This window comes from Prochlorococcus sp. G4PB16, assembly GCF_059772465.1.
In genome coordinates, this window is sequence record NZ_CM186289.1 from 311,895 (window position 1) to 327,649 (window position 15,755).

A 15,755-nucleotide genomic window follows, 5' to 3' on the forward strand; every position below is an offset into this window, starting at 1 on the left:
TTCTAAATAACTATATTTACTAATTTATTTGGAACAACAATAATTCGTTTGGGCTCTTTTCCATCTATCCACCTCTGAGCTGAATCACTTTTAATAGCCATATCCTCTAATACTTCTTTAGATAGATTTTTACTAGCATCGATTGACCCTCTTACTTTTCCATTGATTTGAATAATAAGTTTAAATGTATCTTGTTCAATTGCTCCTAGGTCTGGTTCCGGCCATGATTGAAGATGAATACTTTTAGTATTTCCGATTGTCTTCCAAAGCTCCTCTGCAATATGTGGAGAAAATGGAGAAATTATTTTAACTAATATTGATATCACATCAGTTAGAGTTTCATTACTACAGCTATTAACTATTGAATTTAGGCCATTCACAGCTTTCATGAGTTCAGATATTGCTGTATTGAATTGAAGATTGTCCAGATCATCAGTAATTTCTTTTATAGCAATATTAATTAAACGAAGAGCTTCATCATCTTTAGACTTTTCTTTTTCTATATTTAATCTTGAATTACTCTTTGTTAGATCTAAAGTATTCATAACAAACTTCCAGAGTCTCTGTATAAATCGATATTGTCCTTCAACATCTGAGTCATCCCATTCTAAATCTTTTTCAGGAGGAGCCTTAAAAAGAATAAACATTCTAGCTGTGTCTGCACCATATTTATCTATGACTAATGATGGGTCGACACCATTATATTTGGACTTTGACATCTTTTCATAGATAATTTCAATATTTTCTCCAGTTATTGGATCTTTAGGATCATTAATGTCAATAATTTGATCTTTAGAAAAATATTTATTATTATTTGGATTTTTAAAAGTAATAGCTTGGACCATTCCCTGAGTTAATAGTTTCTTAAAAGGTTCATCAATATTTATTAATCCACAGCTTTTTAGAGCTTTGGTTAGAAATCTTGAATAAAGTAAATGAAGAATTGCGTGCTCAATACCGCCAACGTATTGTTTAACAGGTAGCCATTTATCTATTTCGTTTTTTATAAATGGATTTTCCTCATTTTCTGGGTTTATATATCTTAAAAAGTACCAAGATGAACACATAAAAGTGTCCATAGTGTCAGTTTCTCTTTTCGCTTTAAGTCCACATTTAGGACAACAAGTATTTATCCATTCTGTTTTTGTTGTTAAAGGTGACTTCCCTTTACCAGTTAATTTAATATCAACAGGTAGAGAGACAGGAAGATCCTCGTCCGGAACTCTTACTTGACCACACTTCTTGCAATTAATAATCGGAATTGGGCAACCCCAATATCTTTGTCTAGATATAAGCCAATCTCTTAACTTATATGTGATTTTTGGTTTTGCCCAATTAGAATTGGAACCTAATTCAAGTATTTTGGTTTTTGCAATTTCAGACTCAATCCCATTGAATATATCAGAATTGATCATTATTCCCTTGTCTACATACTCAGCCTTTAAATAATTATCATCTTCATCATTATTGGGTCTTATGACATAAGTAATTGGTAAATCATATGATTTAGCAAACTTATAATCTCTACTATCATGAGCTGGAACACCCATTACAGCTCCAGTTCCATATTCCATAATCACATAATCGCCAATCCAAACAGGTATCTCCTTATTATTTGCAGGATTAATTGCATTTACTCCTAAATACATTCCAAGTTTTTTTCTACTATCTGAATTGCGTTCTAGATCACTTAACTTTTCTTGTTCTTTTCTGAATTCTATTAATTGATCAATATCTTTTTCATTTATCAATTGATCAATTAATGGATGATTTGATGCTAAGACAAGATAACTTACGCCATAGACTGTATCAATTCTTGTAGTGAAAGCTGTTATTTTTTGTCCGTGATTTTTGATATCAAATGTTATTTCAGCACCTATTGATTTCCCAATCCAATTTTTTTGCATAATCCTGACTCTTTCTGGCCAGTCTTTAAGCTTAACTAAATCCTTATTTAGATCTTCTGCAAAACTAGTAATTCTTAGAAACCACTGGTTTAATTCCTTTTTCTCAACTTTAGCTCCAGATCTCCAAGATTTACCTTCAGCATCTACTTGTTCATTTGCAAGAACAGTTTGATCAATTGGATCCCAATTTACTGTTGCTTTTTTTTGATAGGCAAGATTATTTTTATGTAATTGATTAAATATATATTGAGTCCATTTATAATAATCTTCTTTGCAAGTAGTAACTTCTTTGGACCAATCTAGTGATAATCCAAGTCGATCTAATTGATCTTTCATTTGTGAAATATTTTTATCTGTCCAGGTAGATGGACTTGTATCTCTCTCTATTGCTGCATTTTCAGCCGGTAAACCGAAGGCATCCCATCCCATTGGATGAAGGACGTTATAACCTTTCATCCGTTTATATCTTGCCAGTACATCTGTAATGACATAATTTCTCACGTGCCCCATATGTAAAGAACCGGAAGGGTATGGGAACATTGATAAGGCGTAAAAAGTATTGTCTTTGTTTACATCAGTATTTGTTCTATAGAGCCCTTGATTAGCCCACTCTTTTTGCCAATAAGCTTCTATATCACGAGGCTCGTAACGCTGGTCGATAATCTCTGAAGTAGTATTATTCAAAAAAGATCTCCTTCAGTAGTTGATTTGCCAATCAGATAATGTTCTCATAAATTGATGCCAAATATGCGAATAGTTCTGAAATTGCTACCAGGAACGCTTTATTTTCTAAGAACTTAGTTAAACAACCTTTAAATCATGAAATATAATTTCTCAAAATATCAAGGACTTGGTAACGATTTCATTATCTTTGATGCTCGCGATAATAACTTAGATAATTTATTTACTGAAAATAAAGATAACTTTATTGAACATCTATGTAATAGAAATTTTGGCATCGGAGCTGATGGAATTATTCTTATATTAGAATCCAAAAATAAATGTTTTGTGAAAATGAGGATATTTAATTCTGATGGCTCTGAACCAGAAATGTGTGGCAATGGAATAAGATGCTTGATAGCTAATATAAACGATAATAATGAAATTAAAGATAAGTCTGAGATTCGAATTGAAACTAAAGCTGGTCAGATTATTACCTCTATTGATGGTAATAAAAATATCAAAGTAAATATGGGAGAACCTATCCTTTTGCCTGAAGATATACCTACTAAATTGTTAATGAATAATTTTACTATTCCCAATGGAAAGATTACTATAAATGATCAAACTTTAAATGTTTATGCTGCTAGCATGGGAAATCCTCATATGATCGTATTTGTTGATAAAATTGAAAATATACCATTTGAAGATTGGGGAAGATACCTTGAAAAACACAATACATTTCCCAATGATACCAATGTTCACTTTGTAGAATTAATTGATAAATCAAATATTAAAGTTAAAGTATGGGAGAGAGGATGCGGGCCCACACTGGCTTGTGGAACTGGAGCTTGCGCTTGTCTAGTAGTAACAGCTAATCTAGGTAAAACTTTAAATAAAGCTAATGTGTATTTACCAGGCGGAAAGTTAGAAATTGAATGGCCCAATCAAGCAGGTCCAGTTTTAATGCAGGGGCCTGCATTAAAAGTATTTAGTGGAGAGATAGATATTTAATCACTCTTCTATATGAAAAATATTTATCTCGATGCATCAGCGACTACTCCGCCACACATTGATGTTATTAATAAATTACAGGATATACAATCTGAATGCTGGGGGAATCCATCAAGTATTCATAAAGTTGGGGTTGTCGCAAGAGATATTTTAGAAAGATCTAGATTATCAATAGCTAATAAATTAAAAGCTACATCTGACGAAATATTTTTCACTTCTGGAGCAACGGAATCGAATTATCTTGCTCTTAAATCTGTATCTAAAAATCTTGATAAAGGAAGACTTGTTATAAGTAGCGTTGAACACCCTTCTATTAATTTAATAGCCAATCAATTGCTTAATGATGGCTGGGATATTAAATACTGGCCTGTAGATAATTATGGAATTATTGACTTAGATCTGTTGGATGAAATGTTATCTCCTCCGACAAAAATTGTTTCGATAATCTGGGGGCAAAGTGAGATTGGGTCCATTCAGCCCATAAATCTAATAGGTATGGAATGTAAAAAACGAAATATACTTTTTCATACTGATGCGACACAGGTCCTCCCTAGCGGTCTTTTTGATTGGACTAATTTAAATGTTGATATGCTTAGTGCCTCTGCGCATAAACTTCAAGGCCCTAAAGGAATCGGATTATTAATGTTGCGAAAGGGCGTTCGAGATTTATTGATAAATGATCCTTACTATGGATTTAAGAATGGCTCTATAAGATCTGGTACTGAGTCAGTTCCGCTTATTGCAGGTTTTTCTACAGCAATTGACCTACAAAATGAATATGTAGAAGTTAGTGCTAATGAAACTTTATTTCCAGAGAATAATGTTTCTAAAATGACTTCTATTTTAAAAAATAATCTAGTTAAGACTAAACAACTTACATTTACTGGTCATCCTAAAGAACGATTACCGAATAATCTCTCATTTCTCTGTCATACAAAATCAATGAATCCAATTAATGGTAGAGAAATTGTTCGATTATTGTCACAACATGGCGTCTATATAAGCAGTGGTAGTGCTTGCTCATCATCTAGTCAAGGACCAAATCCAATACTGGTAGCAATTAATATTGATAAACCACTCCAAGAATCTGGAATAAGAATAACTATTGGTCCATGGATTTCAAATGATGATATTAATTCAGTTTCAAATATAATATATGAATTATTGCAATCTTTAGAACTCTAAAAACAATGAACATCAAATTATGAATATCCTACCCTCAGATCTTAGAGAAGCTGAAACAAATGTATTTGAATCAATTCAAAGTTATTTTTTAAGTAATTCTGAACAATCTTTTCTTTCTATCAACCTTAAATTTGAAGGATTACGAATCAATCCAATAATTTTTCGTTTATCTCACAAACTAACTGAAATTAAATTAGATAATGTTTTATTATGGGCCGATGCTGGTGGTGCGGCTCTTGCTAAAAGAGATAACCCTGGATTGACCAATAAGATTTTTACATTTAAGGAGTTTATTAATTCTACAGATTCGTTGAATTCTTTATTATTAGTCTGTTCTCCTCAACCATATGACATTGAGATGTTTGAGAAAGTATGTTCTCATACCAATTCAACGGTAATTATGGTTAACGGTAAGTTGGAAGATCCAATAGTAGGAATTGGAAGTGTCGGTAGAGAAATGAGAAAAAGATTTGCTGAAAAATGGAAGGTAATTTACTTTGTTCAACCATTATCTATGGGTGCATTATTGAAAAGATTTCCTAATGACTGGGAGCTTTTTAAATTAAACCCCGATGGATATACTTTTGTTAAATCATTTGATAAACGTCCTGATGATGAAACTATAATCCTAAACTTATAATCCATGAGAAAAAAACATTATTTATATATTGGCATAATTTTATTATCAATAAATATTTTAAATAGTAATTTATTTAAATTATATTCATATTTAAGACAAAGAATTAATATTAATACTATAGGTCTTGAAAAGTTTAATATATGTCAGCCTTTGCAAGACGAGTTGGAGGAGTATACTTATAACTTTAAATCTAATATTAGCGTTAGTATTTTAGATGATTCTGGTGACTTCATTGCAGATATTAATGGTCAAATACCTAGGATTCCTGCCTCTAATCAGAAGATCCTTTCTAGTGGCTTCTCTTTAGATATTCTAGGACCTTATTATACTCTTAATACATCTATTAAAGAGATAAATGATGGAAGCTTATATATAGATGCATCAGGTGATCCTGATTTTGATAAAAGTCATTTAGAAGATTTAATTAGCGATCTTAATAATACTAATTATAATTTACGTTTAAAAACGCCAATAGTCGTTAAAAAAAACAATCCAAAAAATTGGTGGCCTTCAAGCTGGTCCTATGCCGATAGAAATGAAGAATATGGGGCACCTATTACTAAATATTCAATAGCTAGTAATTCAAGTATTAATTCTTTAAATAATCCAATTGATAATTTTATTTATGAGCTAGAAACTGCTCTAAGAAAAAAGAATTTATCAAAAAAATATTTTGTAAAATCCGTTAACGAAAACTATCCTATTGATTATATTTCGACAATTAAAGTTATCAATTCTGCTCCTTTATATATTTTACTTAACCTTGTTAATTCTGAGAGCCATAATTTTACTGCTGAAGTTATTTTCAGACATTCAATAAGTGATTGGTCTCATAATTTCCCTAATCTAAAATACAATAATTGGATAAAAGATCAAAACTTTAATTCTGACAATTTTATCTTTGCAGATGCTAGTGGTTTATCGAGAAAGAATAGAGTAACCACTTATGGTTTATCTCAGTTTTTGAGAAGAATGAAACTTAATAGATTTTCTGACTATTATTTCTCATCATTTTCTATATTAGGTGTTAGGGGCTCGCTAGCTAATGTAAAAGCTCCAATAAACCTTAAGGGTAGAATTTTGGCTAAATCCGGGAGACTTAATAATGTTAGATCCGTTTCTGGTATTATTTTAGGGGAAGGTAAATTTTTTAGTATTATAGTTAACAACATGGATAATTCGACAAAACATATAATGAATATATTATCAATAGTAGATAATACTGATAATTGTAATTAATTAGTATTTTAGTGCCATTAGATCTTTGGCTATAAACTCAGGAACCATATGACGAATCTCTCCACCAAATCTTGCGACTTCTTTAACTACAGAACTACTTAAAAAACTATGATGTGTTTCAGTCGCAAGAAAAATTGTTTCGTATTGTTTGTTTAAAGACCTATTTGTATGAGCAACCTGTAGTTCATATTCAAAATCACTCATGGCTCTTAATCCTCTTAATATTAGATCCGCATTATGTTCACGAGCACAATCCACAGTTAGACCTTTAAAAGCTATTGTTCTACAACCTGGTATATCTCTGGTTGCATTTTTAATCTGCTCTATTCTTCTTTCGCAAGAGAAAGTTGCCTTTTTCGAAGGATTTTCTAATACCGCAATGAGAACTTCTCCAAATAAATCACTTCCTCTTTGAATTAGATCAAGGTGTCCAAACGTTAAAGGGTCGAAGCTACCAGGATAAAGTGCCTTCATGGTTTTTTAACTTTAAAAAAGTCCATTTCTTTCATAGAATCTCATAAATATAAACGTATCAAAGCGCATGACTCTTGATCAGGATGCCAAAAAAGTTCTTTTGCGCAAAATCCCTCATGGATTATTTATATGTGCAGTAAGAGAAGGAGATGAAATAAATGGTTTTACTGCTAGCTGGGTAACGCAAGGATCATTTACGCCACCATTAGTTGTAATGGCTGTTCGCGCAGATGGATCTAGTCATGGAATTATTCAAAGAACTAAGATGTTTTCTCTTAATGTTTTGAGAGAAGATCAAAAGGATCTAGCAGCTGTGTTCTTTAAGCCTCAAAAAGGATTAGGTGGACGATTTGAAGCTTGTAAATTCACTTATGGAGAGTTTGGTATGCCCTTAATCGAAGATGTAATAGGTGGAGTTGAATGTGAAGTTATTTCGGGCGTAGAACACGGCGACCATACAGTCTTTGTCGCTGAAGTAAAGAGTGCAGTATTGAATAAAGATGGATCTGCATTAAATTTAGCGAGTACAGGTTGGAACTATGGCGGTTAATTTAACGAGACATTATCGGTGGAATTAACGCCGTTAATTAAGGACAAGTCAAGACTATCGAATTTTTTGAAGGATATACCAAACGATCCTGGTTGTTATTTGATGAAAGATCGAGAGGATAGATTGTTATATGTTGGTAAGTCAAAAAAGTTAAGAAATAGAGTTAGAAGTTATTTTCGAGCCAGCGATGAATTGACTCCAAGAATCTCTTTAATGGTTAGGCAAGTTGTAGATATTGAGTTGATAGTTACTGATACCGAAAGTGAAGCCTTAACTCTAGAATCAAATTTAATAAAATCTAATCAACCCTATTTTAATGTTCTATTAAAAGATGATAAGAAATATCCCTATATTTGTATAACCTGGGGTGATAAATATCCAAGAATCTTTTTAACTAGGAAAAGACGGGAAAGACAGAAAAAAGATAAATATTATGGTCCATACGTTGATGTTTATTTACTTAGACAGACCCTGTTTAGTATAAAGAAACTTTTTCCTCTTAGACAAAGAAGAATACCGCTTTACAAAGATAGAACGTGTCTTAACTATTCAATTGGAAGATGTCCAGGCGTTTGTCAAGAAGAAATAAGTTCAGAAGATTATAAAAATACACTAAAACGTGTTGAAATGATATTTCAAGGGAGAACTGAAGAATTGAGACTATTATTAGAAAAACAGATGCATTCTTTTTCAGAGTCATTGAAGTTTGAAGAAGCTGGATCTGTCAGAGATCAGCTAAAAGGTATAGATAGATTGTATGAATCTCAAAAGATGATTATTCCTGATTCATCTGTATGCAGAGATATAATCGCATTGGCATCAGAAGATAATATATCCTCTATTCAAATTTTTCAAATGCGCTCAGGAAAATTAATTGGAAGACTTGGATATTTCTCAGATAATAATAATCTCAGTACTTCTCAAATACTTCAAAAAGTTGTAGAAAATCATTACTCAAATGTTGATCCGATTGAAATACCTTCAGAAATATTAGTACAACATCAATTACAAAATACATACATAATATCGGAATGGCTAAGTGAATTAAAAAAGCAAAAAGTTAATATAACAATCCCAAAAAGATCTAAGAAGGCGGAAATTATAAAATTAGTAGAAAAGAATGCAAATATGGAGTTGCAAAGAATTAGACAATCTCATGATAAAAATTTAGTTGAGCTTGACGATTTGACCAATATACTTGAGTTAGTAGAAATTCCAAAAAGAATTGAATGTTATGATATTAGTCATATTCAAGGTAGTGATGCTGTAGCTTCTCAAGTAGTATTTATTGATGGTATTGCGGCTAGGCAACATTACAGAAAATATAAAATTAAAAGTTCAAATATAAAACTAGGACATAGTGACGATTTCGAATCAATGGCTGAAGTTATTACTAGGAGATTTAAAAGATGGGCTCGTTATAAAGATGATGGAGGTGATATGAATAAACTATCAAGTAATGAATCTAGTGTGTTAGATAAGGATAATTTAAATGATTGGCCTGATTTAGTTGTAATAGATGGAGGTAAAGGGCAATTAAGTTCGGTATTAGAGGCTTTAGAAGAGTTGAATCTAGATCAAAATATAAATCTCATATCTTTAGCCAAGAAGAAAGAAGAGATATTTATTCCAAATGTTAAACAATCATTAGACACTGACCCTAATCAACCTGGAATGCTTTTGTTAAGAAGAATTAGAGATGAAGCTCATAGGTTTGCAATTACCTTTCACAGACAAAAAAGAAGTCAACGTATGAAACGCTCTCAATTAAATGAGATACCAGGATTGGGACCAAAAAGAATCAAATTATTATTGGAGCATTTTAGATCAATAGAGGCAATCCAAATGGCATCTCTTTCCGAACTTTCATCAACACCAGGATTAGGATCATCTACGGCTGGTGTTATCCGGAAATATTTTCATCCAGACGAAAATGATTAATTTAATGATAAATTATAACGAATCAGAGATAGTTAATCACTATTGATATAACTATCAATAATTAATAGAAATTGATAATTCAGGTTTTTATTGAAAATTAGAAGTAAAATATAAGCAAGTATCAAAAACTAACTGTGACTGAAGAAAAGTCTAAACTTTTAATTTTATATTCAACCGTTGACGGACATACAAAACATATATGTGAATATATGTCTGAAAAACTTAATAAAGATAAGGAGATAACAATTTCTTCTCTTGAGGAATCCGATAAATTTAACTTGTCAGATTTCAGCGAGATTGTTCTTGGAGCAAGTGTAAGATATGGTTATCATCGCAAGAATGTTTATGAGTTTATTAATACCAATAAAGAAACATTAGAGAAAAAAAAGACTGCCTTCTTTTCATTAAATCTTACTGCTCGGAAACCCGAAAAAAACACACCAGAAACTAATCCTTATATTATAAAATTTCTTAAAAAAGTACAATGGGAACCAACCATAAAAGGAGTTTTTGCTGGGAGACTAGATTACCCTAGTCTTGATTGTGTAAATAAATTAGCAATATTATTCATAATGGTTATTACAAATGGACCTAAGGATATCTCACAAGTTTATGAATTAACTGATTTTAAAAAGGTTGATGAATTAATTGAATCAGTATCCAAATTTTGATTTAATTAATATGTCTAATTTCGATAATCATAAGTTAATTAAAATAATTAAATCAATTACTAAGAACAGTTGTCCGAATTCTATCAACTTTCACATGCATTCAACATTTAGCGATGGAAGTTTGACTGCTAGACAAATTTATCACCAAGCAATTGAATTAAATATTGATCATTATGCAATTACAGATCATCATTCAGTTAACGCTTATATTGAATTAAGCAAAATTAACGACTCTTTATATAAGGAGAGATCAAATTTTCCTAAACTTTGGACTGGTATTGAAATTACTTGTCTATTAAAGGGCTGTTTAGTTCATGTTTTAGGTCTTGGTTTTGATCATAATTCAAAATACTTATCACCTTATGTTTCTCATAAGGCTGCTATTGGTAATGAATTATTAGCTTCGACAGTAGTAGATTCGATTCATAAAGCTAATGGAATTGCCGTTTTAGCTCATCCCGCTAGATATAAGCTTCCATTTGATCTCTTGATTAATGAAGCATCTAAACTTGGTTTTGATGCTGTTGAAACTTGGTATAACTATGAAAGAGCACATAATTGGATCCCATCAGAATTTGTATGCGATAAAATATTTGATTGCGCAAACTCTTATTCATTATTATCAACCTGTGGTACCGATAGCCACGGACTATCTCTTCTTAGGCGTTAAATAATTTATATATTATTACTAGAAGTATAGTTTTCAATTTTACTATCTATATCTGATAGTAATTTTTTTATAGATGATATTTCTTCATTAGTTGCATTTGTCCAAAGTTTTCTGTTAGATGCTTCTAGTAATCTTTCAGCGATATCTCTTAAAGCCCAGGGATTGTTTTCACTAATAAAATTTTTCGTATTATTATTCATTAACCAATTACTCACTATAGATTGATAACACCAATTAGGAACTAAGTTTGTAGTTGCATCATAAGAGAATAAATAGTCAAGGCTAGCTGACATTTCAAAAGCTCCTTTGTATCCATGTTCTTTAATCCCCTCTATCCATTTAGGGTTTATTAATCTGCTACGAACAACCTTATCAATTTCTTTTGAGAGTTTATGAATTCTTGGCCTTTGATACCTTGAATTATCTGCAAAAAAGGCTTGAGGATTTGTTCCACTAGTTTTTTTAATCGCAGAAATTAATCCGCCCTGAAATTGATAGTAATCATCTGAATCAAGTATGTCATGTTCTCTATTGTCCTGACTATGAAGTACTACTTTTACCTTTGATAAATTACTTTCTAATCCATCTTTGTCTTTTATGATTTTATTTGAACCTTCATATCTCCATTTACTCCATTCGATATAAGCATCAGCGAGTTCTGATTGATTCTCCCAAGATCCACTATTGATTATTTCTTGTAATCCTGCTCCGTATGATCCGGGGGCAGATCCATATATTCTTGATTTTGTATTTCCATTTCTATATGACTCAGCAAGTGGATTATTAGAAGAGGATTCTTTTAAATTTCCAATAAGATTTTGACCTCTTCGAATCAATTCAATTATCTGTGGAAATGCATCCCTGAATAAACCAGAAATTCTTAAAGTTACGTCTACTCTTGGTCTGTTCAATACACTGAGGGGAATAACCTCAACGTCAACTACTCTTCTTAAAGTACCGTCCCATATTGGCCTTAAACCCATGAGAGCAAAAAGCTGACAAATATCTTCTCCACCATTTCTCATTGTTGAAGTACCCCAAATTGAAATAGCAAGGTGTGAAAGGTGTTCACCATTTTCTTGTAGGTAAAGTTCCATTATTTGTTCAGCACTTCTTTTCCCTAAGTCCCAAGCTGTTTCAGTTGGTATTGCTCTTATATCAACCGAAAAGAAATTCTTGCCTGTGGGTATAACTTCTAATTTCCCTCTTGTAGGAGCCCCAGAAGGGCCGCTAGAAATTCTTTTACCATTTAAAGCCTCGAGAAAATTTGTTTTTTCGTTAGCTGAACTATTTAATAGTCTGGGTAAAATATTATTTAGTAAATGATTTACAAAAATATTAGGTTTTTCATGATCTAGGTAATTTAAAATTTTTCTATCAAGTTTTATCTTCTTTTTTGATTTATTCTTGTAATTAAGTATTTTAAAACAATGAAACTCTATTATATATTTCCCGATGTCATTCAACCAGTCAACTACTTTACCGACTTTCCTTGCATTAATATCTGTATAGTCTTTAAATAAATCAATGTCACCTTGGTTTAAGTTTTTACTCTCTTCGTCATTCCAAGGGTCTAACGCAAAACCTAAATCTTCTGCTAAACCTTGTGTTAGACCGAGAATTTTTCCTGTAGGTACATTAGAAATTGTGAGTGTTAATTCTAATAATTTATCTATACTCTGATTAACTCCAAACACATGAAGACCAGTTCTTATCTGAGAATTCTTTATTTCACATAAATAACTCTCTGCATTATCTATTATATCTTGGATGATTAATTTATCCTTTTGTACTTGTAATTTATTTGATTCAATTCCTGGCCATGAATTTTTAATTAAAATATCTAATATCTTTTTTTCTAATAATTCATTTCTATTATCGTTAATTAACTTAGATTCATAATATTCATCAATTAAATTTTCAATTATTAGTAGGTCATTAAAACTTCCGGCATGAGATAGTGGTGGGGTTAAATGATCTATAATGATTGCATGTGTTCTTCTTTTTGCTTGTGAGCCTTCGCCAGGATCATTTACAATAAATGGATATATATTTGGAATAGGGGGACAAAGAATAAATGGGAAACAATTATGACTTAAACCAACCCCTTTTCCTGGTAACCATTCTAAACTTCCATGTTTACCAAGATGTACAATTGCATTCGCTTTAAATGTATTATATAGCCAACAATATTGTGCTATATATTTATGTGTAGGAGGTAAGTCGGGCGAGTGTAAATCAGATAAATTATCGCTCTCAAAACCCCTATTTGACTGAATTAATATTGTTATATTTCCAAAGTTGATTCCATTAATAGGAAATCCAGACTTTTCTAATTGAAAGGAATCAATTGGGTCTCCCCATCGATTTGATATCTTTTCTTTAACGTTAGATTCGAGTTCTTTCCAATAAATTAAATAATCTTGAATATTTAAATATGATTGAGGTTCATTTGAGATTGTTTCTTCAGAATTAGTCCTATGACTTAAGATGAGGTTAACTAATTCTTTACTATTATCAGGAATGTCTTCATTTCCTAGATTATATCCCTCGTCTTTAAGCCAGTTCAAAATATTTAAAAGGCTTTCGGGTGTATCTAAACCAACACCATTCGCGATTCTTGAGTCTTTTACTGGGTAATTTGCTATCACTAGAGCTATTTTTTTATTTGAATTATTCGTTTGTTGTAGATAAGTTAGATTTTTTATATATTTTATGCACCATTCAATATGTTTTTCATATGGCTCTGTTTTATATACAGAAATTGATAATTCATTATCTGTATAAGTAAGATTTTTAAATGCAACTGGAATTGTACATATTCGACCATCCACCTCTGGTAAAACAACTTGAATAGATAAATCAATGGGGTTAAGACCTACTGTAGATTTTTTCCACTCAGTTATAGATGAGCTAGATATTAGTAGTTGATATACAGGTATATCTAATCTATCCCACAGGTTTTTCTTCACATCATCATGTTTATATTCAACCGATGAAAATGAGGTTGTAGTTATTATTGCTTTTATGTTCTCTTTCTCTAATAAACCTATTATTTTATTCTCTATATTTTTTGATTTAAAACTTGTAATCCATATTATTTTAGCATTTAATTTGTATTTATTAGATATATCATTTATTTTATCAGCTAACTCTGTATTGCCCGATTGTAAAAGTGATTTATAGAGAAATACGGCAATAGATGGATTATCATTATTTTCCCATTTCCATGTTATTAACTCATCATGATATTCAATTAAATCTGAATTTAAATTAATTTCTTCAACATCAATTATTTTCTCTAAGGTTTGAAGCATATAATTATAGTTTTTTATACCCCCCTGATTTAAAAGTGTTTGAATTAAATGAACTTTCTCTTGATTTAAGCTACTAATTCCTTGAACATCATTTGCTGTACTTTCAATTCCAGAGACTACTATAAGATGTCTATTTGGTTTCTCTAATTGCCATAAACCTAATTGTTCAAATCCATAAGACCAGTATGATCTTGACCCTAAAAACCTAACAAGAATAATTTCAGCTGTATTACATGTATTAGTTATATAATGATCAATTGATGCATTTGAAGATAAATAAGCTATGGGTAATGCTCTTATTTTATTTTTCCACTTACTATTGTCAGGGACCTTTAATACTGTAGATAAACAGGTTATATCAGATGTAGCGCTAGTTAGGAAGATAACTGGAGCTGATGGCTGTTCGATAAATGTATTCTCTTCTTGAGGTTCATTCCCTGGAAAGGTGGAAATTCTATGCATTCATTTATTATGTGTAATAAGAACAGTAAAAACTGAAATGCTGATTGTTTTCATCTTAGCTGGAACTAATAATGCATAATTTTCTTCCATTCGCTTGGTTTGAAGGGCAATGTATCCCATTTAATGAGGCGAAGCTATCTATAGCTACTCATGCGCTTCATTATGGAACTGCAGCTTTTGGAGGGATGAGGGCTATTCCTGATCCGAATAATAGTAAATCATTTTTATTATTTAGAGCAGACAAACACGCAAAAAGATTATGTCAAAGTGCTAGATTTTTGCTGACTGAATTAGATGAGAATTTTGTATTAAAGTCTCTTGAAACATTTCTTGTTAAAAACAAACCGAATCAACCTGTATACATCAGACCATTTGTATATACTAGTGACTTAGGAATTGCACCAAGATTACATAATATAGAAACTAATTTCTTTATTTATGGAATAGAACTAGGTGATTATCTATCACCTGATGGGGTTACTTGTCGCGTTAGTAGCTGGACTCGTCAGCAGGACAACTCACTTCCATTAAGAGGTAAAATTAGTGGAGCGTATATCACCAGCTCCTTAGCCAAAACTGAAGCAGTAAAAAGTGGATTTGATGAAGCTCTATTATTAAATAGTCAAGGAAAAATCAGTGAAGCCAGTGGTATGAACATTTTTATAGTACGTAATGGTGAATTAATTACACCTGGTGTTGATCAAGATATTCTTGAAGGTATAACTCGTTCAAGTGTTATAGAACTGGCAAAAAAAGATGGTTTAAAAGTTATTGAAAGACCAGTAGATAAAACAGAATTGTTTATATCTGATGAAGTATTCCTTACAGGAACGGCGGCAAAAATTACCCCTATAAAAATGATTGAAACTACATCAATGAGCAAAGATATGCCAATAATGAATTCATTGAGAACGAAGTTGACTAAAATTACAGAAGGTTTAGATCCTGAATATGAAAATTGGGTTAAACGTGTACATATATCTTAAAATAAGATTATATAACTTATTTAAATTAATGATTTTCAT

Annotated in this window: 12 protein-coding genes; 9 read left to right on the forward strand and 3 right to left on the reverse strand. The window is 31.3% G+C overall.

Features of this window, described 5'->3' with window-relative positions; translation table 11 throughout:
* Positions 1-2 precede the first annotated feature (2 nt).
* A complete protein-coding gene (leuS, locus tag AC6EIZ_RS01675; RefSeq protein ID WP_498511835.1) occupies positions 3-2,591 on the reverse strand; it encodes a leucine--tRNA ligase in 2,589 nt (862 codons plus the stop codon).
* A gap of 135 nt (positions 2,592-2,726) precedes the next feature.
* Between leuS and dapF the strand changes: the two genes are divergently transcribed.
* Genes dapF through AC6EIZ_RS01695 form a run of 4 tightly spaced genes read left to right on the forward strand, consistent with a single transcriptional unit; the run spans position 2,727 to position 6,645 of the window.
* On the forward strand, positions 2,727-3,581 hold the full coding sequence (dapF, locus tag AC6EIZ_RS01680) for a diaminopimelate epimerase (protein ID WP_498511837.1): 855 nt from the start codon (positions 2,727-2,729) through the stop codon (positions 3,579-3,581).
* 12 nt (positions 3,582-3,593) lie between these two features.
* Positions 3,594-4,766, forward strand: coding sequence for a cysteine desulfurase family protein (locus tag AC6EIZ_RS01685; RefSeq protein ID WP_498511838.1), 1,173 nt, complete (start codon positions 3,594-3,596; stop codon positions 4,764-4,766).
* A gap of 19 nt (positions 4,767-4,785) precedes the next feature.
* Entirely contained in the window at positions 4,786-5,406 is a 621-nt protein-coding gene (locus AC6EIZ_RS01690; RefSeq protein WP_498511840.1) for a DUF1995 family protein, read from the forward strand.
* Between the two features lie 3 nt (positions 5,407-5,409).
* Entirely contained in the window at positions 5,410-6,645 is a 1,236-nt protein-coding gene (locus AC6EIZ_RS01695; RefSeq protein WP_498511842.1) for a D-alanyl-D-alanine carboxypeptidase, read from the forward strand.
* Here the strand turns inward: AC6EIZ_RS01695 and coaD are convergent, their stop codons facing one another.
* Positions 6,646-7,119: a pantetheine-phosphate adenylyltransferase gene (coaD, locus tag AC6EIZ_RS01700; RefSeq protein ID WP_498511844.1), complete on the reverse strand. Its 474-nt coding sequence runs from the start codon at positions 7,117-7,119 to the stop codon at positions 6,646-6,648.
* A gap of 67 nt (positions 7,120-7,186) precedes the next feature.
* On the opposite strand from coaD, the gene AC6EIZ_RS01705 reads away from it, so the two are divergent.
* The 4 genes from AC6EIZ_RS01705 to AC6EIZ_RS01720 all read left to right on the forward strand — a co-directional run bounded on the left by AC6EIZ_RS01705 (position 7,187) and on the right by AC6EIZ_RS01720 (position 10,951).
* Positions 7,187-7,669 (forward strand): flavin reductase family protein, encoded by a 483-nt coding sequence (locus AC6EIZ_RS01705; RefSeq protein ID WP_158466579.1) that lies wholly within the window; start codon positions 7,187-7,189, stop codon positions 7,667-7,669.
* A gap of 18 nt (positions 7,670-7,687) precedes the next feature.
* The gene (gene uvrC, locus AC6EIZ_RS01710; RefSeq protein WP_498511847.1) at positions 7,688-9,610 is read left to right on the forward strand and encodes an excinuclease ABC subunit UvrC; all 1,923 of its coding nucleotides are present in this window, start codon (positions 7,688-7,690) and stop codon (positions 9,608-9,610) included.
* Between the two features lie 134 nt (positions 9,611-9,744).
* Positions 9,745-10,281 (forward strand): menaquinone-dependent protoporphyrinogen IX dehydrogenase, encoded by a 537-nt coding sequence (gene hemG / locus AC6EIZ_RS01715; protein WP_498511850.1) that lies wholly within the window; start codon positions 9,745-9,747, stop codon positions 10,279-10,281.
* Positions 10,282-10,375: 94 nt separating this feature from the next.
* Positions 10,376-10,951 carry a PHP domain-containing protein gene (locus AC6EIZ_RS01720; protein WP_498511852.1) on the forward strand — a complete coding sequence of 192 codons (576 nt, stop codon included), beginning with the start codon at positions 10,376-10,378 and terminating at the stop codon, positions 10,949-10,951.
* Between the two features lie 5 nt (positions 10,952-10,956).
* Here AC6EIZ_RS01720 and cobN read toward each other — a convergent pair whose 3' ends face one another.
* Positions 10,957-14,730 (reverse strand): cobaltochelatase subunit CobN, encoded by a 3,774-nt coding sequence (cobN, locus tag AC6EIZ_RS01725; RefSeq protein ID WP_498511853.1) that lies wholly within the window; start codon positions 14,728-14,730, stop codon positions 10,957-10,959.
* A gap of 71 nt (positions 14,731-14,801) precedes the next feature.
* Between cobN and AC6EIZ_RS01730 the strand changes: the two genes are divergently transcribed.
* Positions 14,802-15,716: a branched-chain amino acid transaminase gene (locus tag AC6EIZ_RS01730; protein WP_498511855.1), complete on the forward strand. Its 915-nt coding sequence runs from the start codon at positions 14,802-14,804 to the stop codon at positions 15,714-15,716.
* Positions 15,717-15,755 lie beyond the last annotated feature (39 nt).

Bases quoted from the DNA above. Each gene is read 5' to 3' on its own strand.
- dapF (WP_498511837.1), top strand. From the start codon at position 2,727: ATGAAATATAATTTCTCAAAATATCAAGGACTTGGTAACGATTTCATT.
- AC6EIZ_RS01685 (WP_498511838.1), top strand. From the start codon at position 3,594: ATGAAAAATATTTATCTCGATGCATCAGCGACTACTCCGCCACACATT.
- AC6EIZ_RS01690 (WP_498511840.1), top strand. From the start codon at position 4,786: ATGAATATCCTACCCTCAGATCTTAGAGAAGCTGAAACAAATGTATTT.
- AC6EIZ_RS01695 (WP_498511842.1), top strand. From the start codon at position 5,410: ATGAGAAAAAAACATTATTTATATATTGGCATAATTTTATTATCAATA.
- coaD (WP_498511844.1), bottom strand. From the start codon at position 7,119: ATGAAGGCACTTTATCCTGGTAGCTTCGACCCTTTAACGTTTGGACAC.
- AC6EIZ_RS01705 (WP_158466579.1), top strand. From the start codon at position 7,187: ATGACTCTTGATCAGGATGCCAAAAAAGTTCTTTTGCGCAAAATCCCT.
- AC6EIZ_RS01720 (WP_498511852.1), top strand. From the start codon at position 10,376: ATGCATTCAACATTTAGCGATGGAAGTTTGACTGCTAGACAAATTTAT.
- cobN (WP_498511853.1), bottom strand. From the start codon at position 14,730: ATGCATAGAATTTCCACCTTTCCAGGGAATGAACCTCAAGAAGAGAAT.
- AC6EIZ_RS01730 (WP_498511855.1), top strand. From the start codon at position 14,802: ATGCATAATTTTCTTCCATTCGCTTGGTTTGAAGGGCAATGTATCCCA.